Annotated in this window: 18 protein-coding genes and 1 riboswitch; of the genes, 6 read left to right on the forward strand and 12 right to left on the reverse strand. The window is 69.4% G+C overall.

What is annotated here, in order from left to right; translation table 11 throughout:
* The first annotated feature begins 8 nt into the window (after positions 1-8).
* The gene (locus EV648_RS36185) at positions 9-1,241 is read left to right on the forward strand and encodes an MFS transporter (protein ID WP_132299913.1); all 1,233 of its coding nucleotides are present in this window, start codon (positions 9-11) and stop codon (positions 1,239-1,241) included.
* Here EV648_RS36185 and EV648_RS36190 read toward each other — a convergent pair.
* From EV648_RS36190 to EV648_RS36215, 6 genes are all read right to left on the reverse strand, one after another.
* Complete coding sequence (locus EV648_RS36190; protein WP_132299915.1) at positions 1,228-1,704, reverse strand: N-acetyltransferase; 477 nt, start codon at positions 1,702-1,704, stop codon at positions 1,228-1,230. The genes EV648_RS36185 and EV648_RS36190 overlap by 14 nt on opposite strands.
* A complete protein-coding gene (locus tag EV648_RS36195; RefSeq protein ID WP_132299917.1) occupies positions 1,701-2,057 on the reverse strand; it encodes a DoxX family protein in 357 nt (118 codons plus the stop codon). Before EV648_RS36195 ends, EV648_RS36190 begins: the two co-directional genes overlap by 4 nt.
* Positions 2,054-2,932, reverse strand: coding sequence for an RNA polymerase sigma factor SigJ (gene sigJ / locus EV648_RS36200; protein ID WP_132299919.1), 879 nt, complete (start codon positions 2,930-2,932; stop codon positions 2,054-2,056). The genes EV648_RS36195 and sigJ overlap by 4 nt, the downstream gene beginning before the upstream one ends.
* 70 nt (positions 2,933-3,002) lie before the next feature.
* Positions 3,003-6,614: a methionine synthase gene (metH, locus tag EV648_RS36205; RefSeq protein WP_132299921.1), complete on the reverse strand. Its 3,612-nt coding sequence runs from the start codon at positions 6,612-6,614 to the stop codon at positions 3,003-3,005.
* Positions 6,615-6,634: 20 nt separating this feature from the next.
* Positions 6,635-6,715: riboswitch (S-adenosyl-L-homocysteine riboswitch) on the reverse strand.
* Between the two features lie 1,308 nt (positions 6,716-8,023).
* Complete coding sequence (locus EV648_RS36210) at positions 8,024-8,557, reverse strand: TetR/AcrR family transcriptional regulator (RefSeq protein WP_132299923.1); 534 nt, start codon at positions 8,555-8,557, stop codon at positions 8,024-8,026.
* The gene (locus tag EV648_RS36215; protein WP_241995940.1) at positions 8,554-9,999 is read right to left on the reverse strand and encodes an MFS transporter; all 1,446 of its coding nucleotides are present in this window, start codon (positions 9,997-9,999) and stop codon (positions 8,554-8,556) included. The genes EV648_RS36210 and EV648_RS36215 overlap by 4 nt, the downstream gene beginning before the upstream one ends.
* A gap of 223 nt (positions 10,000-10,222) precedes the next feature.
* On the opposite strand from EV648_RS36215, the gene EV648_RS36220 reads away from it, so the two are divergent.
* Complete coding sequence (locus EV648_RS36220) at positions 10,223-10,639, forward strand: cupin domain-containing protein (protein ID WP_132299925.1); 417 nt, start codon at positions 10,223-10,225, stop codon at positions 10,637-10,639.
* Positions 10,639-11,487, forward strand: a complete 849-nt coding sequence (locus EV648_RS36225; RefSeq protein WP_132299927.1) for an NAD(P)-dependent oxidoreductase — start codon at positions 10,639-10,641, stop codon at positions 11,485-11,487. Before EV648_RS36220 ends, EV648_RS36225 begins: the two co-directional genes overlap by 1 nt.
* Before the next feature lie 84 nt (positions 11,488-11,571).
* On the opposite strand, the gene EV648_RS36230 is transcribed toward EV648_RS36225, so the two are convergent.
* Together EV648_RS36230 and EV648_RS36235 are read right to left on the reverse strand one after the other, a co-directional pair.
* Entirely contained in the window at positions 11,572-13,293 is a 1,722-nt protein-coding gene (locus EV648_RS36230) for a S1C family serine protease (protein ID WP_132299929.1), read from the reverse strand.
* A gap of 163 nt (positions 13,294-13,456) precedes the next feature.
* Positions 13,457-14,032 (reverse strand): TetR family transcriptional regulator, encoded by a 576-nt coding sequence (locus tag EV648_RS36235; protein ID WP_132299931.1) that lies wholly within the window; start codon positions 14,030-14,032, stop codon positions 13,457-13,459.
* A gap of 98 nt (positions 14,033-14,130) precedes the next feature.
* Between EV648_RS36235 and EV648_RS36240 the strand changes: the two genes are divergently transcribed.
* Positions 14,131-14,961 (forward strand): oxidoreductase, encoded by an 831-nt coding sequence (locus EV648_RS36240; RefSeq protein ID WP_132299933.1) that lies wholly within the window; start codon positions 14,131-14,133, stop codon positions 14,959-14,961.
* Between the two features lie 43 nt (positions 14,962-15,004).
* Here EV648_RS36240 and EV648_RS36245 read toward each other — a convergent pair whose 3' ends face one another.
* Complete coding sequence (locus EV648_RS36245; protein ID WP_132299935.1) at positions 15,005-16,417, reverse strand: PLP-dependent aminotransferase family protein; 1,413 nt, start codon at positions 16,415-16,417, stop codon at positions 15,005-15,007.
* A gap of 77 nt (positions 16,418-16,494) precedes the next feature.
* Here EV648_RS36245 and EV648_RS36250 point away from each other — a divergent pair, with 77 nt between their 5' ends.
* A complete protein-coding gene (locus EV648_RS36250; RefSeq protein WP_132299937.1) occupies positions 16,495-17,790 on the forward strand; it encodes an FAD-binding oxidoreductase in 1,296 nt (431 codons plus the stop codon).
* Here EV648_RS36250 and EV648_RS36255 read toward each other — a convergent pair.
* Complete coding sequence (locus tag EV648_RS36255; protein WP_132299939.1) at positions 17,777-18,718, reverse strand: YafY family protein; 942 nt, start codon at positions 18,716-18,718, stop codon at positions 17,777-17,779. The genes EV648_RS36250 and EV648_RS36255 overlap by 14 nt on opposite strands.
* Before the next feature lie 63 nt (positions 18,719-18,781).
* On the opposite strand from EV648_RS36255, the gene EV648_RS36260 reads away from it, so the two are divergent.
* Positions 18,782-19,927 (forward strand): epoxide hydrolase family protein, encoded by a 1,146-nt coding sequence (locus tag EV648_RS36260; protein ID WP_132299941.1) that lies wholly within the window; start codon positions 18,782-18,784, stop codon positions 19,925-19,927.
* A 123-nt stretch (positions 19,928-20,050) separates the two neighbouring features.
* On the opposite strand, the gene EV648_RS36265 is transcribed toward EV648_RS36260, so the two are convergent.
* Positions 20,051-20,458 (reverse strand): nitroreductase family deazaflavin-dependent oxidoreductase, encoded by a 408-nt coding sequence (locus EV648_RS36265; RefSeq protein ID WP_132299943.1) that lies wholly within the window; start codon positions 20,456-20,458, stop codon positions 20,051-20,053.
* Positions 20,459-20,534: 76 nt separating this feature from the next.
* A complete protein-coding gene (locus EV648_RS36270) occupies positions 20,535-21,443 on the reverse strand; it encodes a ribonuclease Z (protein WP_132299945.1) in 909 nt (302 codons plus the stop codon).
* Between the last annotated feature and the right edge of the window lie 5 nt (positions 21,444-21,448).

Below are 21,448 nucleotides of genomic sequence, written 5' to 3' on the forward strand. Positions count from 1 at the left end.
CCGACGGAATGAGCTGCGCCACCGACCTGCCGACCGTCGTCATACCGGCGCGGACGCTGTGGTCGCCGAACTTCCGCCTGTACTTCGGGGCGCGCACCACCTCGTTGCTGGGTGACGCGATGCTGCCGGTGGCGTTGTCGGTCGGCGTGCTCCAGGCCGGGTACGGCGCTAGCGGCGTCGGCTACGCGCTCGGGTCCTGGCTGGCCGCGGTGGCCCTGTGCATGCTGGTCGGTGGCGTACTGGCGGATCGGTTCACCGCTCGCCGGATGATGGTGCTCGCCGACCTCGCGCGGTTCGTCCTGCAGGCCGGGATGGCCGTGCTCTTCGCGCTCGGCGCTCCCTCGCTGGTCACGATCGTGGTGCTGCAGTTCCTCAGCGGTGTCGCCACCGCGATGTTCCAGCCCGGTGTGGCGAGCATGGTCCCGCAGGTCGCGGACGACGTGCAGCGCGCCAACGGAGTACTCCGGATCGCCGAGTCGATGGCGGGTGTGCTCGGCCCGGCGGCGGCCGGCGTGCTGGTCAGCGTGTCCGGACCGAGCGTCGTCTTCGCGATCTACTCGGCCACCTACGCGATCAGCGCGCTCTGCCTGCTCGCGCTGCGGCTGGAGACGATCAGAGCCGCGGCCGGGGCGTCGTTCCTGACCCAGCTGACCGAGGGCTGGCGCGAGTTCCGGTCCCGCACCTGGTTGTTCAGCGTGATCACGATCTTCTTGCTGTACGGGTGTTTCGTCGTCGGCGTCTCGCTGCCGATCGGCGCGGAGCTCATCGTCACCAACCTCGACTCGGCCGCGTTGGGGATCGGCCTGGCCGCCTTCGGTGCGGGTGGAGCGGTCGGCGGAACGCTCGCCATCCGGATCCGTCCGACCCGGCCGCTGGCCGCAGGTTCGATCGGCTGGGCGCTGTTCGCGATCTACCCGCTGGTCCCCGCCCTCAGCCCGAACCTCGTCGTCCTGGTCATCGGCTGGGCGATCGCCGGCAGCGGGATCGCCTTCTGGTCGGTGATCTGGTCCACCACCGTGCAGACCCAGGTCCCCGCCGATCTACTCAACCGGGTCTACGCGTACGACGTCGCGGGGTCGCTCGTCACGATGGCGCTTGGTCGTTCGGTCGCCGGACCACTCGCCTCGGTGACCGGTGAGCGCCCGCTGATGATCTTCGCCTGCGGACTCGGCCTGGTCTGCGCGTCCCTGCTGCTGATCGTGCCGGCGACCAGGCGACTTCAGGTGGTCAGACCTTCTTGACGTACCGGTGGCAGGGCACGGGGATCGGCCCGGCCTCGGTGGTCGCCGGATAGTCGAACTCGCCGCCGTCGGCCCAGCCGCTGCGCTCGTAGAACCGCCTGGCCCGGGCGTTACCGGTGGCCACGGCCAGCCAGGCTTCGTCGTACCCGTTGGCCTTGACCTGCCGCTCGGCCTCGGCGATCAACGTCCCGGCCACCCCGGAACCGCGATGCTCGCCGGACACGTACACCTGCTCGAGCTCGTCGGCCACCACCATCACGAACCCGGCGACCTCGTCACCCACCACCGCGACCGTGGTGTCGGGGATGCGCGGCGGCACCCGCTCCCAGAACGACTCCTTGGTGCGGATGGCAACGAGTTCCTCCGGCACGTTCCCGAAGTGCCCGTCGCCCCACCCGGCGTACCAGATGGAGGCAACGGCATCGGCGTCGGCAGCGGTGGCAGCGCGCAGCGAGACGGTCATCCCGTCACTGTAACCACCGTGGAGGCAACGGCCATGGCCAGGAAGAAGATCGCCAGACCGAACTGTGCCGAGTAGTCCTGAGCGCGAACGTGGGTGTAGAGCGCACAGACGAAGAACAGCACCAGGCCGATCGCGGCCGCCGCTCCGATCACCTGCAGCCCGGCCAGACCGGCAACCAGGCCGACCGCTCCGGCCGTCTTGAGCGTGCCGATCGGGAAGGTCAACCAGGACTCGGGGACCGCGGCCTTCTGCATGCCCGGCAGGATCGCCTTCCAGTGCAACAGGGCGGCGATGCCCGAGAACGCGTTGATGGCAGCCGTCACCGCGGTGATCGCGATGTACCCGGCGCTCATCGGTCCACCTCCACGAGGTGCGACAGCTTGTCGGGGTTGGTGACCGCGTAGATGCCGGCGACCACGCCCCCGTCGAGATCGAGAACGATCACGGCGTACGGGGTGGTGTCGCCGGCGAACAGCAGAGCGCACGGGTCACCGCCGACGGTCCGGTACTGGACGCCGAGCGAGGGGACCGGCCGGCGGGTCGCGTCGCCGATGATCAACCGGGCGATCTTGTCCCGGCCCTGCAGCGGGTGGAGTCCGGCCGCGCGGGCCTTGCCGCCACCGTCTGCCCACAGCGTGACGTCCGGCGCGAGCACCTCCATCAAGGCGTTGAGGTCGCCGCCGACGATGGCCGCGACGAACCGCTCCGTGACAGCGTGCTGCACAGTCGGATCGGCCGTGAACCGGGGCCGCCGGGCTTGCACGTGCTCCCGGGCCCGATGGGCAAGCTGCCGGACCGCCTGCGGCGTACGGTCGAGCATGCCGGCGATCTCTGTGTGCTGATAGCCGAACACCTCGTGCAGGACGAACACCGCCCGCTCCAACGGCGTCAGCGTCTCCAGCACGACGAGCATCGCCGTCGACACGGTCTCGGTCCGCTCCACCGGATCCTCGGGCGCGACGATCGGCTCGGGCAGCCACGGCCCGTAGTACTGCTCCTTGCGCCGGTTGATGCTGGTACGCCGGGCCAGCGCGGCGTTCACCGCGATCCGGACCAGGTACGCGCGGGGGTTCTCGATGCCCTCCCGCGACGACCAGCCCAGCCAGGTCTCCTGCAGCACGTCCTCGGTGTCGGCAACGCTGCCGAGCATGGAATAGACGATCGAGAAGAGCAGCTCGCGGTGGTCGAGGAACGTCCTCGTCGCCGCGTCCTGCGTCAGGTCACTCATCCTTGCGGTCCTTTCCTGCCTTTCAACAGTTCCAGACCCTGAGAGGACGAGCGACCCGCGAGTGTGACATTCAGTCCGGATCGTAGGCGAGGTTCGGGCGGAGCCAGCGTTCGATCTCGGCCAGCGGCATGCAGCGGCGGGCGGCGTAGTCCTCGATCTGGTCCTTGCCGACGCGACCGACGCTGAAGTACCGCGCGGCCGGGCTGGCGAAGATCAGCCCGCTGACCGCGGCGGCCGGCGTCATCGCGTACGACTCGGTCAGGCCGAGGCCGAGCTTCTCCGCCTCGAGCAGGTCGAACAACTGCTTCTTCTCGCTGTGGTCCGGGCTCGCCGGGTACCCGAGCGCGGGCCGGATCCCCCGGAACCGCTCGGCGTGCAGATCCTCCAGCACCGGATCGGCGTCCGGCTCGAACCAGGCCTTGCGGGCCTCCAGGTGGATCCACTCGGCGAACGCCTCCGCCAGCCGGTCCGCCAGCGCCTTCACCATGATCGCCCGGTAGTCGTCGTTGTCCGCCTCGTACCGCGCGGCCAGCTCCTCGGCGCCGTGGATGGCGACGCCGAACCCGCCGAGGTAGTCCCCGGCCGGTGCGACGTAGTCGGCCAGGCAGCGGTTGTCCCGGCCCTCCGGCTTCTCGGTCTGCTGCCGCAGCATCGGGAAGGAGACGCCCAGGTCGTCGAGGATGATGTCGTCGCCCTCGCTGTGCGCGTTCCAGAACCCGTACGCACCCTTCGCGGTGAAGGAGCCGTCCGCGATGATCTGGTCCAGCAGCTTGTTCGCGTCGTCGAAGAGCTCGCGCGCGACCGGCTGCTCCAGGATCGCCGGGTACTTGCCCTTCAACTCCCAGGCCAGGAACAGGAACTGCCAGTCGATCATCGCCCGCAGCGTCTCCAGGTCGGGCTCCTCGACCCGCAGCCCGGTGAACGCCGGCACCGGCAGCTCGCCGTACTCGACCTGCTCGCGGTTCGCCCGGGCCTGCTCGATCGGCAGCACCGGCTTGCGCTGCTTGTTGGCGTGCTGCTCGCGGAGGATCTCCTGGGCCGCACGGTTGCTGACGGCAAGCTCTTCGGCCCGGCCGTCGTCGAGCAGGTCCGACACCACGCCGACCACCCGGGACGCGTCCAGCACATGCACGGTGGTGTTCCCGTACGCCGGTGCGATCCGGACCGCGGTGTGCTGCTTGGAGGTGGTCGCTCCGCCGACCAGCAACGGGAAGTCGAGGCCGCGACGCTCCATCTCGGCGGCCACCGCGACCATCTCGTCCAGCGACGGCGTGATCAGCCCGGACAGGCCGACCACGTCGGCGCCCTCGGCGATCGCCGTGTCGAGGATCCGGGCCGCCGGCACCATCACGCCGAGGTCGATCACCTCGTAGTTGTTGCAGCCGAGCACCACCCCGACGATGTTCTTGCCGATGTCGTGCACGTCCCCCTTGACGGTGGCGAGCACGACCTTGCCCTGACCGCGGACCGCTTCCTCGCGGCCCTCCAGCCGGGCCTGCTCCTTCTCGGCCTCCATGAACGGTTCGAGGTAGGCGACCGAGCGCTTCATCACCCGGGCGCTCTTCACCACCTGGGGCAGGAACATCTTGCCCGCGCCGAACAGGTCGCCGACGATCTTCATCCCGTCCATCAACGGGCCCTCGATCACCTCGAGCGGCCGGGCCCTGGTCAGCCGGGCCTCCTCGGTGTCGTCCTCGATGAAGTCCACGATGCCGTGCACGAGCGCGTGCGACAGCCGCTCCTCGACCGAGCCCTCCCGCCAGGTCAGGTCGATCTCGCGCTGGGTGCCCTTGCCCTTCACGTTCTCGGCGAAGCTGACCAGCCGGTCGGTGGCGTCGTCGCGCCGGTCGAAGATCACGTCCTCGACGAGTTCCAGCAGGTCGGCCGGGATGTCCTGGTAGACCGCGAGCTGGCCGGCGTTGACGATTCCCATGTCCAGCCCGACCTGGCCGGCGTGGTACAGGAACGCTGAGTGCATCGCCTCGCGGACCACGTCGTTGCCGCGGAACGAGAACGACAGGTTCGAGATCCCGCCGCTGATGTGGACGCCCGGACAGCGCTCCTTGATCAGCGGCAGCGCCTCGATGAAGTTCTTGGCGTAGCCGTTGTGCTCGGACATCCCGGTGGCGACGGCGAGCACGTTCGGGTCGAAGATGATGTCCTCGGGCGGGAAGCCGATCTGCTGCGTCAGCAGGTCGTACGCGCGGCCGCAGATCGCCACCTTGCGCTCGACGGTGTCGGCCTGGCCCTGCTCGTCGAAGGCCATCACCACCGCGCCGGCACCGTAGTCGCGGATCCGCCGGGCCCGGTCGAGGAACTCCTCCTCGCCCTCCTTCAGGCTGATCGAGTTGACCACGCCCTTGCCCTGCACGCACTTCAGCCCGGCCTCGAGCACCGACCACTTCGAGCTGTCGATCATGATCGGGATCCGGGCCACCTCGGGCTCGGTCGCGACCAGGTTCAGGAAGGTGGTCATCGCCTGCTCGCTGTCGAGCAGGTCGGCGTCCATGTTCACGTCGAGCAGGTTCGCGCCGCCGCGGACCTGCTCCAGCGCCACGTCCACCGCGGCCTGGTGGTTGTCGGACTCGATCAGCCGGCGGAACCGCGCCGAACCGGTCACGTTGGTGCGCTCGCCGATCATCACGAACCCGGTGTCCGCGCCGATCGAGAACGGTTCGAGGCCGCTGAACCGGCTGGCGGTGTTCGGCGGCGCGACCTCACGCGGCGCCATCCCCTGCACCGACTTGGCGATCCGCTCGATGTGGGCGGGCGTCGTACCGCAGCAGCCGCCGACGATGTTGACCAGGCCCGAGGACGCGAACTCGGCGAGCATCTCGGCCGTCTGCACGGGGGTCTCGTCGTAGCCGCCGAACGCGTTCGGCAGTCCCGCGTTCGGGTGCGACGCGACGTACGTGTCGGCGAAGCGGGCCAGGTCCGCGACGTGCGGGCGCATCTCCGCGGCCCCGAGCGAGCAGTTCACCCCGACAACCATCGGCTTGGCGTGCTCGATCGAGCTCCAGAACGCCTCGACGGTCTGACCCGACAGGGTCCGGCCGCTCAGGTCGACGATCGTCACCGAGATCCACAGCGGCAGGTCGGGAGCCGCCTCGCGGGCGGCGGCGATCGCGGCCTTCGCGTTCAGGGTGTCGAAGATCGTCTCCACCAGCAGCAGGTCGACCCCGCCCTCGGCCAGCGCGGAGATCTGCTCGGCGTACGCGTCCCGGACCTGCTCGAACGAGACCGCGCGGTACGCCGGGTCCTCGACGCGCGGGGACAGCGAGAGGGTGACGTTCAGCGGGCCGATCGACCCGGCCACGAACCGGCCGCCGGCCTCGTCGGCCGCCTGGCGGGCCAGCCGGGCGCCCTCGAGGTTCATCTCCCGCACGAGCGGCTGCAGCCCGTAGTCGGCCTGGCCGATGCTGGTCGCGGTGAAAGTGTTGGTGGTGGTGATGTCGGCGCCGGCGTTCAGGTACTGCCGGTGGACGTCCAGGATCACGTCCGGGCGCATCAGGTTCAGCAGGTCGGGGTCGCCGGCGACGTCGTGAGTGTGGTCGGCGAAGCGATCACCGCGGTAGTCCTCGGGAGTCAGCTTCGCGCCCTGCAGCATCGTGCCCCAGGCGCCGTCCAGAACCGCCACCCGCTGGTCCAGCAGGGTGCGCAACTCCGTCTGACGTTCGTTCACCTCGGCCCACCTCCAGAAAAGATCCGGAGGCGCCCTTGCAGTCAAACCCCCAGGCCGAGCGTGGCGAACCCAGCGGGCCCGTCGCAGCGCCTCTCGACCTGGACCGCAATCCTACTGATCGAGATCTGCCATGCCGAATGATTGCCCGCCTACTGAGATTTGCGATCCATAATATGGGACAACCTGGGCAGTGCCGCTGTCGACTCCAGTCCGGTGAGCACCGGACTCGCCAACGGCGGCGGCGACCCCCGAAACCAGCACTTTGTGCACCACCCGAGCAAGTCCCAGCGCTCGGGATACCCACCCGGCGCACAAAGTCCCGCCCCCCGGCCACCGTGGGCTCCTCGGACACCTTGTGGGGTCCTGGGACACGACATGACCTGTCCCATGACCCCACAGCCTGTCCGAGGTCCCCACAACCACACCACCACCGGCCACCCGGCCCAGAACGTGTCTCCCGTCCCCACAACCACCCCCCAAATACGGTCCGCCACACCCCGAAAAGGTTGTCCCCGGTCTCCACCACTGCACCGCCCGCCACCGTCAGCGGCTCCACGCCACGCACCGGGCTTGCCCGATGACGGGCTGTTCGGCCGCTGGCCCCTTACAAGCCGCCAGTTGGCGAACAGCCAGCCAGCGGGCAAAGGAATCCGTCGGTGGTCGACGAACCCGTCGGTGGTCGAACCGGCCACCGCCAGCGCCATCACCGGAATCAGCGCGCAACCATTGCCGGCGGCACGAAACCGTCCCCGGGGTCCGGTGGTGCACCGAAGGACAGTGGTCGCCGGGCACACCGCCCTGGCATTCATCCCACGCCTGGAACCGAGGCGGGGGACCCAGTACTGCCTGTCGCTCGGTACAAGCCCGACCCTGGAAACACCACCCCGACCCGGCTCAGACCCCTGCGCGGGATCCGCGTAGCTGCGTCTTTCCCTGGTCGGGATGGGGTGGGTCAAGAGTCGAGCTTGCTCGATCCCGAAGGGACGCCGAAGGCGCTCTTGACGCACCGCGTCCCGACTAGCACCATCACGCAGCGGAGCCCGCGACCCACCCCGCCGATGCGGGTGGGGCCGCCCGCACTCTGCAGGTTGGGAACGGCCCGCACTCTGCAGGGTGGGAACGGGGCGCACTCTGCAGGGTGGGAACGGGGCGCGCTCGGCCGAATGGGAACGGCGTGCGCCTCGCGATGGGAACAGGCCGCTCGGCCGGGTGGGAACGGCGTGCGCCGCGCGATGGGAACAGGCCGCTCGGCCGGGTGGGAACGGCGTGCGCCTCGCGATGGGAACAGGCCGCTCGGCCGGGTGGGAACGGCCTCGCTCGGCCAGTCCGAGTTGGGCAACGACGTGCACTTGGGTGGGAGTGGCGGGCGCTGTGCCGGGTGGGAGCGACGGCGCGCTGCGGCCGAGCGCTCAGCTGATCAGCGACTGGAGGGCGGGAGCGTAGAGGTCGGCGACCTGGGCGGGGTCGGCGGAGGCGGTCGGGCCGGTCTTGTCGACGGCGAGGGCGGCGCCGAGGCCGAGGAGGTGGGCGACGATGAGGTCGGCGCGCAGCGCGATGTCGTCGCCGGAGAGGCGGCCCGCGAAGGCCCGCACGACCTGGTCGTGGAACCGCTCGCGGAGGAGTTTCCGTTCGTCGCTGATACCGATGGCGAAGACCACCCGGAGCAGCAGGTCGCTGCCGTTGTCGCGGCGCCACTGGATCAGCGTCACCACCGCGTGCCGGCCGAGTTCCGCATCAGGGGCCGCCAGCAACAGTTCGGCCGCGTCGCTGAAGTCGGCGACCTGGTCGAACAGGGACTCCTTGCCGCCGAAATGCTTGACGATCAGCGACGCGCTGACTCCTGCGTCCTTGGCGATCCCCCGCAGGGTCACCGCCGCATAGGGCTGTCGCGCGAACGCTCTGCGCGCCGACCGGAGGATCGCAGTACGGCCGACGTCGGTCACGTGGCCCGGCCCGCCTCGGCCAGTTCGGGGTGGCGCGCCGGCACGGCCCGGCGGGCTGGGATCAGCAGCGTGAGACCGACCGCGACCAGCGCGGCGGCGCCGGCTATCACGAAGATGATCAGGTAGGCGCCGAGCGTCGGAGCCGTGCGGCCCGCGTGCGTGGCGACCACGTTGGCCAGGACAGTGGCCACGATCGCGCTGCAGACTGCCTGCCCGATCGTGCGCATCAAGGTGTTGAGGCCGTTCGCGGCGGCCGTTTCGGTCACGGGCACAGCATGCATGATCAGAGCCGGAAGTGCCGAGTAAGCCACGGCGGTTCCGGCCGCTACCACGGTCGCACCCGCCACGATCGCGATCAGGTTCTCACTGGTGAACAGCCGCACGACATACCCGGCGGCCATCAGGGCGGCCGCGATCGCGAGGGTGAAGCGCGGCCCGCGAGCCTTGGAGATCCGCGCGGAGACGGGCGAGAGCAGCACCATCGCGATACCGCCCGGCAGCAGGCACAACCCGCTGACCACGATCGAGGCGCCCAGCCCGTATCCGGTCGAGGTCGGCTCCTGCACGAGTTGCGCGGTGGTCAGCGAGTTCGCGTAGAAGGCGAACCCGATCAGCAGCGCGGCGAGGTTGGTGAACAGCACGGCCGGTCGCGCCGACACCCGCAGATCCACCAGCGGCGCCGACGTCCGCAGCTCGAACAGGATCCACAGCGCCACGATCACGACCGCGCCGGCGAACAACCCGAGCGTCGCCGCCGACCCCCAGCCCCAGGCGCTCCCCTTGGACACCGCCAGCAGCAGACAGACCAGGAAGGCGCTCAGCCCGAGAGCACCCGGTACGTCGAACCTCCCGCTGGTGCGCAGCTTCGACTCGGGCACGATCAGCAGCACCAGCAGGATGTCGAGCAGGCCGAGCGCGAGGCAGATCCAGAACATCGTGTGCCAGTTCGCGTACTGCACCACCAGCGTCGCGGCGGGGATGCCGAACGCGGCGCCGACGCCCAGGGTGGAACTCATGATCGCGATGGACGGGATCACCCGGTCCGGCGGCAACTCGTCGCGCAGGATGCTGATGCCGAGCGGGACGACGGCGACCGCGGCCCCCTGGAAGGCGCGGCCTGCGATCAGCACCGGCAGCAGGGAACTGATTGCGCAGAGCAACGAGCCGAGCACCATCGACGCGAGCGCGACAATCAGCACCCGGCGCTTGCCGTACATGTCCCCGGCCCGGCCGAGCAACGGGGTGAACACTGCGCCGGTGAGCAGGGTGATGGTGACCAGCCAACTGACGTCGGCCGGGCGGCTGTTGGTGAGCGAGGGCAGTTCGGGCAGCAACGGCACCACGATCGTCTGCATCACCGACACCAGCACGCCACAGGAGGCGAGTGCGGCCAGAACCAGACGCGGGTGAGCAGCAGGACGGACGGTCAAGGAGGTCCTCACGAGGCAGGGCTGCGGTGGAGCGGCCGCAGGTGAACAACTGTTCACCCCACAGTAAACGCCCGTTCACCCCTTCCTCAACTCGACTTCGGCGCGGCTCAGCTCGACTTCGGCACGGCTCAAACTCGTGTACGGCGCCGCGCAGCTCGAGCGTGGCGAAGTGGACCATCGAATGGCCGGCGAAGTGGACCAGTTCCTGGGTCAATCAGGCTTCTACGTTGGGAGGATGGAATCGAACTCGCAGTTGACGATGCTGCTGGATGTGGTGCCGCCGCGGATCCCCGCCGGAGCCGAGGTGATGACGGCGACCATCGACCTACCGCCAGGCGATCCCGGGACGCCTCCGCACCGGCACTCGGGGCCGGTGTTCGGCTACATGCTCGAGGGCGAGTTGCTCTTCGAGCTCGAAGGCGAGGCCCCGCGGGTGATCAAGGAGGGTGGGGCCTTCTGGGAGCCCGGCGGCGACCTGATCCACTACCAGGCCGCTAACCACCTCGCCGACCGGCCGAGCCGCTTCGTAGTCGTGATGGTCGGAGAACCAGGACAGCCGATGCTCACGCTCGTCGACGCCGAGGAACTCGAGGCCCGGCGCGACCGGCGGGGACCGCGGACCGTGGATGACGGCCTCTCGGAGGCGAACTGATGCGGGTCTTCCTGGCCGGGGCGACGGGGGTGATCGGTCGCCTCCTCGTCCCTGAGTTGATCGCCGCTGGACATCAGGTCACCGGATTGGTTCGGCGTGAGGCACACGTCGATGTGCTGAAGGCGCAGGGTGCCGACGCGGTACAGGCAGATGTCTACGACGCAGCGGCGCTGACGGCTGCCGTGATCGCAGCGCGGCCCGACGTGGTGATGCACCAGCTGACTGACCTGAGCAGCGGCAACTTCGCCGCGAACTCGACCATCCGGAAGACCGGCACGCGGAATCTTGTCGACGCGGCACTCGCAGCCGGCGCTCGTCGGGTGGTCGCGCAGAGCATTGCCTGGGCTTATGAAGGCGGCGACTCGCCCGCAGCCGAAGGGACTCCGCTCGACCTCGGCGCGTCGATGCCTCGGCTCGAGTCGGTGGAGGGCGTGGCCGCGTTGGAGGAGATCGCGGCCGAGGTGCCCGAGTGGGTGGTTCTCCGCTACGGCACGCTCTACGGTCAGGGCACCTGGTTCTCGAAGGGCGGGCTGATGGACGACAAGGCCCGCGCCGGCGAGCTCGTCCCGAACTCCGACGTCAGCAGCTTCGTGCACGTGGAGGACGCCGCCGCGGCTGCGGTCCAGGCACTCGACTGGCCGAGCGGACCGGTAAACATCGTCGACGACGAGCCTGCTGCGGCCGTCGAGTGGGTTCCCGCTTTCGCCCGTTCCGTCGGCGCACCCGAGCCGGCCCCGGTCGACTCGGAGCGGACGCGTTGGGCCCGCGGCGCGGACAACGACTACGCCCGCAGCCAGCTGCACTGGACACCGCAGTACCAGACGTGGCGCGAGGGCTTCCTCAGCTGAGCCGAGACGACAAAGGATCGGGCCCGCGCGCTCTGAGGGGGAGGAGCGCGGCGGGCCCGATCGGACGGTTCGCTGAAGGAGGTGTCAGCGGACCGGGCCGGTGGCCAGTTCGATGGTCGCAGTGTGCTTGGCGCCGGTCTGGTCGATCCAGGTGACGGCTACCTTGTCGCCCGGGTGGTGCTGGTCGAGCAGGTTGGAGAGGGTGTCGGGCGAGTCGACGGTCTTGCCGCCGAGCGAGGTGATCACGTCGCCCGCGGTGATGCCGGCCTCGTCGGCCTTGCCGTTGGCGAGGACGTCGTTGACGACGGCGCCCGAGGTACCGGTGGCGTTGGCGAGGACCGAGATGCCGAGCATCGGGGAGCCGCCGATGTGGACGGTCGAAGACGAGTCGCCCTTCTCGATCTGCTGGGCGATGTCCAGCGCCTGGTTGATCGGCACCGCGAAGCCCTGCGTCGTCGTCTGGCCCTGGCCGTTGCCCTGTCCCTGGCCCTGGCCGTCGCCGAAGCCCTGGCCGTTGCCGTCACCGAAGGGCGAGCCGTTGCCGTCGCCGAAGGGCGAGCCGTTGCCGGTGCCGTCACCCGAGGCGGTCAGCGTCGCGGTGGCAGTGGCTGAGGTCGAGCTGGGGCTGTAGGCCGTCTCGCCGGAGCCGCCCGGGGTCGGGTTGCTCGAGCCACCCGCGGTGTCGACGCCGATCACCTCTCCAGCGGTGTTGGCGAGCGGTCCACCCGAGTCGCCCGCCTGGATGTTGGCGTCGGTCTGGATCAGGCCGGTGAGGTTCTCCGGGTCGGAACCGGACTCGTCGGTCGCGGTGATCGCCTGGTTCAGGCCGGTCACCTTGCCGGCGGCGTAGCTCGGCGGGCCGCCTACTCCCCCGGCGTTGCCGATGCCGACCACCTGGTCGCCGATCGCGACCTTGGAGGAGTCACCGGTCTTGGCGGTCTGCAGCCCGGACGCGTCCTTCAGCTTCAGGACCGCGATGTCGTGGGTCGCGTCGTAGCCCTCGACGCTGGCCGAGTAGGTCTTTCCGTTGCCGATGTCCACGACGGAGATCTGCGTCGCGCCCTCCACCACGTGGTGGTTGGTCAGCACCTCACCGTCGGAGGTCAGCACGATCCCGGTACCGGCGGCGCGAGCGCCCTCGAAGCCGAGCACCGTGTTCACGTCAACCAGACCGGGCGAGACCTGCGCGGCCACCGCGGCCGGGTCGAGCGGCTGGGAGAGCTTGGAGCTGTTCGCGTTCGACTGCTGGTCGATGCCCCAGGCAACTGATCCGAGGACCAGAGCGGCGGCCACTCCGAACGCCCCGATCAGCGCCGGCAACCGCTTCCGCCGCTTCGGAGGCTGGTGGTGGAACGGCATCGGCCCCCACTGCCCGCCGTGAGGCTGCCCATACGGGTACCCGTACGGCGCCTGCCCGTAGTGCCCCTGCGCCCCGTAATGCGGCTGCCCCGGCTGCCCGTACTGCGGCTGCCCGTACGGCGCCTGCGCCGGCTGACCCTGCTGGCCGTACTGCGGTTGACCCTGGTGCCCGTACGGCGCCTGCCCGGGTTGACCTGGCTGCCCGTACTGCGCCTGTGCCGGTTGACCTGGCTGCCCGTACTGCCGCTGTTCCTGCGGCTTGTAGTGCGACGGCCCGTACTGCGGCGTCCATCCCTGCTGCTGGCCCTGCTGGTTCTGCTGGTTTTCCGGCTGCTGGGGCTGCGGCGACGGCGGCGGGGTGTTCGGACCCTGTCCCTGTTGCTGCCCCGAACCCTGCCGACCGGTCTGGTCCGGCGTCGGTCCCTGCTCTCCGTCGATCTCGCTCATTCCCATTGCCTCCTCAGCGCATTTCCCTGCTGATTCGAGTAGAGCGCGGGATCCTGAGAGCACCATCGAGCCGATAGAGGAATCACCTGAGAATCCACCGTGACCCGCACCACACCTCAGCCGGCCACTCCACGGAGGTACGGCGGCGGGGTGGTGCTTCCGATCACGCTCCAGCGTCTCGGCTGGTGAGCAACCGCTCGACCGCGTCCACCACAGTCCGGCGGCGGTGGGCGCGGTCGGCGGGCACCGCGCTGCCGTACTCCGGGTTCATCGTCGACCAACTCGTGGCGATCGACTGGATCAGCGACAACAGTTCCACCGGACTGAAGTCCGCCGGGATCACACCATCGGCCTGAGCCCGCTCCAATGCGGCAAGCCGGTCCGCGTTCACCGCCAGCACTGCCTCCAGCCGAGCCCCCTGCGGTCGCTCCAACCGGTACCAGGTGGCGAGCCGCAGGTGACCCGGGTGCTCCTCGAAGTAGTCGAAGACGCGACCGGCGTACGACGGCAGGTCGTCCGCGTCGAACCCCACCTCCTCGAGGTACGCGTCGACATAGGCGGTGAAGACCGCGTCGAACAACTGGTCCTTGTTGCCGTAGTACGCGTACAGCATCGCCTTGTTGCAGCCGGCCTCCTCGGCGATCCGGTTCACCCGGGCGCCGGCGATGCCGAGCGCGGCGAACTCCTCGGTCGCGGCTTCGAGGATCCGTTTCCTGGTCCGTCCGGCATCCCTCTGCATGATCCCGAGTCTACCAACCAACTGGTCAGTTGATTTCTCTCGCCGAGCGAGGTTCCATAGAACTATCCAACCAGTCGGTTAGTTAGTGGAGAGAGATCATGAGCAAGACCTGGCTCATCACCGGCAGTTCCCGCGGCCTCGGACGTGAGCTCACCCGGGCGGTCCTGGACAGCGGCGACCGCGTGGTCGCGACCGCTCGCAAGCCCGAGCAGCTCGACGACCTGGTGAAGGAGTACGGCGACGCCATCCGCGCCGTCGCCCTGGACGTCACCGACGCCGAGGCGGCCCGGGGCGCGGTACAGACCGCGATCGACGAGTTCGGCGGCCTCGACGTGGTCGCGAACAACGCCGGCTACGCCAACAGCGCGCCGATCGAGGAGACCACCGACGAGGACTTCCGCGCGCAGGTCGAGACCAACCTGTACGGCGTCGTCAACGTCACCAAGGCCGCCCTGCCGGTGTTCCGCAAGCAGCGCTCCGGCCACTTCCTGCAGTTCTCGTCGGTCGGCGGACGCGTCGGCGGCACCCCGGGAATGGGCGCCTACCAGACCGCGAAGTTCGCCGTCGAAGGCTTCTCGGAGGTGCTCAACAACGAGGTCAAGCCGTTCGGCGTCAAGGTGACGATCATCGAGCCGGGCGCCTTCCGCACCGACTGGGGCGGCTCGTCGATGACGATCACGCCGGTCGGCGAGGACTACGAGTCGACCGTCGGCGAGCTCAACCGGTACCGCGTGAGCGTCGACGGCAAGCAACCGGGCGATCCCGCCAAGGCAGCCAGGGCCGTCGTCGACATCGCCGCGCTGGACGAGCCGCCGCTACGACTGCTGCTCGGCAAGGACGCCCTGGAGCACGCCGATCGCGCCTCCCGGTCCCGCGCCGACGAGGCCGCCCAGTGGGCCCACGTCACCACGTCGACGGACTACGAGTGAACCGCTAGGAAGTCGTGGCATCCTCCATCAAGGTCCTAGTGTCCTAGCTGCGTAATGAGGCGATGGTGTCCGCGAGCAGGTCGATGCCTTCGACAACGGCCGGCTCGGTCAGCCCGCCGTACCCGAAGACGAGACCCTCAGGACCGGCATTCTGCACCCAATAGGGCTTCAGGCCGTAGACGCCGAGCCCACGGTCCCGTGCGGCCTGGGTCACCGCGCTCTCGGACACGTCCGCCGGCAGCCAGGCCATCACGTGCAGCCCGGCGGAGACCCCGATCGGTTCGAGGTCGGGCAACCGCTCGGCCAGCCGGCCGACCAGCGCGTCGCGCAACCGCCGGTACCGCGGTCGCATCCGGCGCAGGTGCCGGTCGAACTCGCCGCGCGCGACGAAGTCGGCGAAGGTCAACTGGTCGAGCACCGGCGAGCCGCGGTCGTCGACGATCTTGGCGGCCGCCATCGGCTCGACCAGCCGGGCCGGCAGGATCAGCCAGCCGAGCCGTAGTCCTGGCGCCAGCGTCTTGCTCGCGGTCCCCGCGTAGACCACCCGATCCGGCGCGAGCCCTTGCATCGCGCCGATCGGCTCGCGGTCGTACCGGTACTCCGCGTCGTAGTCGTCCTCGATGATCAACGCATCGCGCCGAGCAGCCCACTCGACCAGCGCCGCCCTTGTCTCGGCCGACGTGACCGCGCCGGTCGGAAACTGATGCGCGGCAGTCACCAGTACTGCGTCCGCTCCGGACCGCTCGAGTGCCTCCACATCCAGGCCGGACTCCAGCACCGGTACTCCGACGGCCTCGAGCCCGGCGGCGGTCGCGACCTCCCGCAGTTCGTTGTCCGACGGGTCCTCGACTGCAAGCCGCCGATATCCGGAGGCGGCGAGCACCTGGAGGAGCAACCGCGATCCCTGCGCGAATCCGTTGCAGACCAACATGTTCTCGGGTCGAGCCGAGGTGCCGCGGACCCGGTTGAGGTAGTCGGAGAGCGCCGTTCGCAACTCGTCGGCACCCCGGCCGTCCAGGTACGCGAAACTCATGTGCGGAGTCTCGTTCAGCACCCGCCGGATCGATCGCAGCCAGGCGGCTCGCGGGAACTGCGAGACGTCGGGACGGCTGTACTTGAAGTCGATCTTCGGCGGTCCGCTGGGCCGACTCTTGGTCTCGGTCGCCTGCGGCGTGCGGGCCGCGGCCGGCGCGACCTGCGTGTAGCCGCCGGTCCGGCTGACGAGGTACCCCTCGGCGACCAGTTGCTGATAGGCCTCGACCACGACGCCGCGGGACAGGCCGAGGTCCGTCGCGAGCGCCCGGGTCGACGGCATCACCGTGTCCGCCCGCAGCAACCCCTGCCGGATCCGGTCCCGGATCCCACCCTCCAACTGCTGGTGCAGCGGCACGCTCGTCTCCCGGCGGAGCTCGACCAACAGCTCCCCGGAACCGGAATTGGTCCTGGATCGGCTCATGGAACTGGACCTTATCCGGGTACCGCTTCGCTGTCATGGTCGTGAGTACCAAGACTTTCCAGCAAAGGGGCAAGACCATGACCGCCACCCAGATCCAGACCGAGACCCTGATCCTGATCCGCGACGGCGAGCCCGGCTACGACGAGGCCCGGAGCGTCTGGAACGCGATGGTCGACCGCCGCCCGGCCGCGATCGCCAGGTGCCACACCACCGCCGACGTCGCCGCCGCCGTCCGGTACGCGCGCCAGCACGACCTGGAGATCGGCGTGCGGTGCGGCGGCCACAGCATCGCCGGCCTCGCCGTACCGGACGGCGGTCTGATGATCGACCTCACCCCGATGAGCGAGGTGCGGGTCGACCCCGACCGGCAGGTCGCCTGGGTCCAGGGCGGCGCCTTACTGGGCGAACTGGATCGCGTCGCACAGCAGCACGGTCTGGCCACCACCGCGGGCAACGTCTCGCACACCGGGGTCGGCGGCCTCACCCTGGGCGGCGGCATGGGCTGGCTCGCCCGGCAGTTCGGCCTCGCCTGCGACAACGTCGTCCGCTACGAGCTAGTGACCGCGACCGGCGACATCGTCTACGCCAGCGCGACGGAGAACCCGGACCTCTTCTGGGGTCTGCGCGGTGGTGGCGGCAACTTCGGCATCGTCACCTCGTTCGAGTTCCGCCTGCACGTCATCGGCACCCAGGCACTCGTCGCCGAGTTCACCTACCCCGCCGCCGAGACCTTCGCCGTACTGCGGGCCTGGCGCGAGCTGAACGCGACCGCTCCGCGGCAGGCGACCTTCACCGCGAGCATCCGGAGCGACGGGATCACCGTGGGCTTCGCCTGGGTCGGCGACCCGGCCGGGCGCGAGCAGTTGCTTCAGGCCTTCGACGGCCTCGGCCAGGTCGTTGCCAAGAGCATCGAAGAGGTTCCTTACCTGACCTTGCAGAGTCGCGACGACAGCATCCAGGGGCACCGGTACCGCCGCTACTGGAAGGGCCACTACTTCAAGGCCCTCACGGACGACGCGATCCGGGCGCTGCTGCGGAACCCCGGGGTCGGCGCGAGCCTCCAGGCCTACGGCGGCGCCATCTCCGACGTACCGGACGAGGAGGCCGCGTTCAGCCAGCGGGACACGTTGTTCGAGTTCGTCACCGCGACCCGGTGGGAGGACCCTGCCGACGACGAGGAGCGGATCGCCACGATCCGCGCGTACGCCGCCTCACTCGACCAGTACGCCGGGGGCGCGTACCTCAACACTCTGAACGGCGAGAGCGTGCGCCGGGCCTTCCCGCCCGCGAAGCTGACCCGCCTGACCACGCTGAAGACCACCTGGGACCCCGACAACACCTTCCACCTGAACCAGAACATCAAGCCGGCGTAGCCGCTCCGAGGCGAGTGGTGAGGGTGCGGACGTGGTCGATCAGTTCGGGTGGCGACTCCACCTGGAAGTCGAAGCCGAGGAGCCCCACGTAGAGGGTGAGTTCGTCCAGGGAGTTCGAGCCGGTGGAGAGGATGCAGGTCGTGGCGTCGACCGGCTCGACCGTGCCGATCGTGTTGGCGATCCGGTCGGCGATCTGCTCGGCGGGCGCACGCACCAGGAAGCGAGCCTGATAGCGATACGCCCCCGAGGCGACTCCTCGACTGGTCTCATCGAGCTCGGGCGCCGGTCGAGGCGTGAAGCGTGGGCCGGTAGGGATCCGCGGGTTCAGCCGGTCCAGGCGGAACGTTCGCCAGTCCTCGCGGTCCACGTCCCAGGCCACGAGGTACCACCGCCGCCCGGTGTGGACCAGGCGATGCGGCTCCGTAGTACGGACTGTCGACGTGCCGTCGTGGCTGCGGTAGTCGAAGCGGAGGCGCTGGTGATCGCGGCAAGCGGCCGCGACGGCCAACACCACGTCGGGCGCCACCGAGGCCCCGGCAGTCGGAGTCACCGCGACCGACTGGAGCAGGCGGACCCGATGGCGCAGTCGCGAGGGCAGGACTTGCTCGAGCTTGGTGAGGGCGCGCACCGACGACTCCTCGATGCCCGAGACGCTCCCGGTCGCGGCGGCCCGTAGTCCGATCGCGACCGCGACCGCCTCCTCGTCGTCGAGCAGGAGCGGCGGCAGGGCCGCACCGGCACCCAGGCGATAGCCGGCCACCCCGGGTAAGGCGTCGACGGGGTAGCCGAGGTTGCGGAGTTTGTCGACGTCGCGGCGGACGGTCCGTACTCCGACGCCGAGTTCCTCCGCGAGCGCGGTACCACTCCAGTCGCGCGGAGACTGCAGCAGGGAGAGCAGTTTGAGCAGTCGCGCCGAGGTCTCCAACATGTTCCCCAGTCTGCCATCGAGCTAGGACTGAAGCTGTCCTAACCGGGTGACAGAGTGGAAGACATGATAAAGCCATTCGTCATCGACATCCCGCAGAGCACTCTCGACGATCTCCAGGACCGGCTCGCCGCCGCGCGACTTCCGGCCGCACTGCCCGGCGACGACTGGGACACCGGCGTCCCGGTCGCCTGGCTGTCCGACATGGTCGAGTACTGGCGGACCGGCTACGACTGGCGTGCCGCCGAGAAGCAGTTGAACGAGTTCCCGCAGTACACGACCGAGATCGATGGTCAGCGGATCCACTTCCTACATGTGAAGTCGGCTGAGCCGGACGCGCTGCCGTTGGTGCTGACCCACGGATGGCCGGGGTCGATCGTGGAGTTCCTCGACCTGATCGGCCCGCTGACCGATCCCGTGTCGTACGGCGGGGACGCGGCGGATGCCTTCCATCTGGTGATCCCGTCGTTGCCTGGGTTCGGGTTCTCCGGTCCCACGAGTGACGGTGGCTGGACCACTGACCGGACCGGCCGGGCCTGGGCGGAGCTGATGAACCGCCTCGGCTACGACCGGTACGCCGTACAGGGTGGTGACATCGGCGCGACCGTGTCGGCAGAGGTGGGACGGGTGGATCGCGAGCACGTGATCGGCGTCCACACGAACGGCGGGCCCGGTCCGATCGCGCCGTACCCGATGCCGGCCGAGGAACTGGCGAGCCTGTCGCCGATCGAGCAGGACCGGGTCGCGCGGATCAACGCGTTCATGCAGGAGGAGTTCGGCTATGTCGCGATCCAGTCGACGCGTCCGCAGACGCTCGCCTACGGACTCGTCGACTCGCCCGTCGGGCAGCTCGCTTGGATCATGGACAAGTTCCGCGAGTGGACCCACCCGCGCGCAACGTTGCCGGACGCAATCATCGACCGGGACCTGCTGCTCACCAACGTGATGCTCTACTGGCTCACCGGCACGGCCGGCACCGCCGCGTACGTCGGCTACGCACAGGCAGCACCGTGGGGCGTGACGAAGGAGAACTCCGGCGTCCCCACCGCCGCCCTCATCCTTGCCCACGACGTAGCCATCCGCCGCTACGTCGAACAGGAGAACACCATCACCCGCTGGACCGACGTACCCCGAGGCGGCCACTTCGCCGCCCTGGAGGAGCCGGCCCTGCTGACCACCGACATCCGCGAGTTCTTCCGCGACCTGCGCTAGTCCGTGATCGGGACCCTGCAACTGGAATCCTGGAACGGCAATACCTCGCCTGGATCACGACGAGATGACCGGGGCAACGACAATTCGTCGCCCGGTCATCCGTCAGGAGCCGCGTGGGGAGGACTACCGGCGTTCGAGGATGACGATGGGGATCTGGCGGTCGGTCTTGGTGGTGTAGGTGTCGTAGTCCGGCCAGATCTCGGTCATCAGCGGCCAGATCCGGGCGCGCTCCTCGTCGGTGGCGACGCGGGCGTGGGCGGCGAAGCGGTCGGCCTTGATCTGGACCTTGACGTCCGGGTCGGCCTCGAGGTTGAAGTGCCACGCGGGATGCGCGTCGGCGCCGCCGGCGGAGGAGACGATCGCGTAACCACCCTCGACCTCGCGGTAGATCAGCGGGTTCTTGCGCTCCTCGCCGGACTTGCGGCCGACGGTGGTGAGGATGAGGATGTGCGCGCCGTGGTCACCCCAGTCGTAGCCGACCTCGCCGTCGGTCTCCTCGTAGCGCTTCACGTGCTCCTGTCCGTACAGCATCGAATCTCCTTGCTCACGCGGGTAGTTAAGGGCTTCAACAGTCGTACAGTACCCAGATGTTCCCGGCCGGGAACACTCAGCGACGAGCCGGCACGGAGACCCGGGTGAGGTCGGCGGCGACGACGATCTCGCCGTCGAACTCGGCCGCCGCTTCCTCGTGGAAGCGCTCCGGCTCGGTGTAGCGCTGGGAGAAATGCGTCAGCACGAGTTTGCGCACCCCGCACTCCCGCGCCACCCGGGCGGCCTGCCGTGCGGTCAGGTGCCCGAAGCGCCTGGCCAGTTCCTGCTCCGAGGACAGGTACGTCGACTCGATCACCAGCAGGTCCGCGCCGTCGGCCAGCCGGAACACTCCTTCGCAGAGCCGGGTGTCCATCACGAACGCGAACCGCTGGCCCGGCCGCGGTTCGCTCACCTGCTCGACGGTCACCGTGCGCCCGTCCACCTCCAGCGATCCCGCCTGCTGCAGGCGACTCACCGCCGGCCCCACCACGCCGTACTGCGCCAGCCGGTCCGGGAGCATCCGCCGGCCGTCGGGCTCGACCAGTTGGTACCCGAACGACTCGACCGGGTGCTCCAGCCGCCTGGCCCACAACTGGCCGAACGGCCCGACCGAGAGCAGGCCCTCCTCCTCGACCGGCTCCTCCCGGACCTCGGCCCGCTCGAAGAACGACGCGGCGTACCGGAGCCGGGTGAAGTACTCCTGGCCGGACGCCGGGTAGTGCGCGTGCACGGGATGCCGCACATCGTCGAGCGACAACCGCTGGATCACCCCCGGTACTCCGAGGCAGTGGTCGCCGTGGAAGTGGGTGACGCACAACCGGGTGATCGCCCCGGCCGAGACCCCGGCGTACAGCATCTGCCGTTGGGTCCCCTCGCCCGGATCGAACAGGAAGCCGTCGCTGTCCCAGCGCAGGAAGTACCCGTTCTGGCTGCGCTCTCGCGACGCCACCTGACTCCCGGTGCCAAGGACGACCAGTTCGCGCACGAGGC

The organism is Kribbella sp. VKM Ac-2568, assembly GCF_004345365.1.
Taxonomy (GTDB): Bacteria; Actinomycetota; Actinomycetes; order Propionibacteriales; family Kribbellaceae; genus Kribbella; species Kribbella orskensis.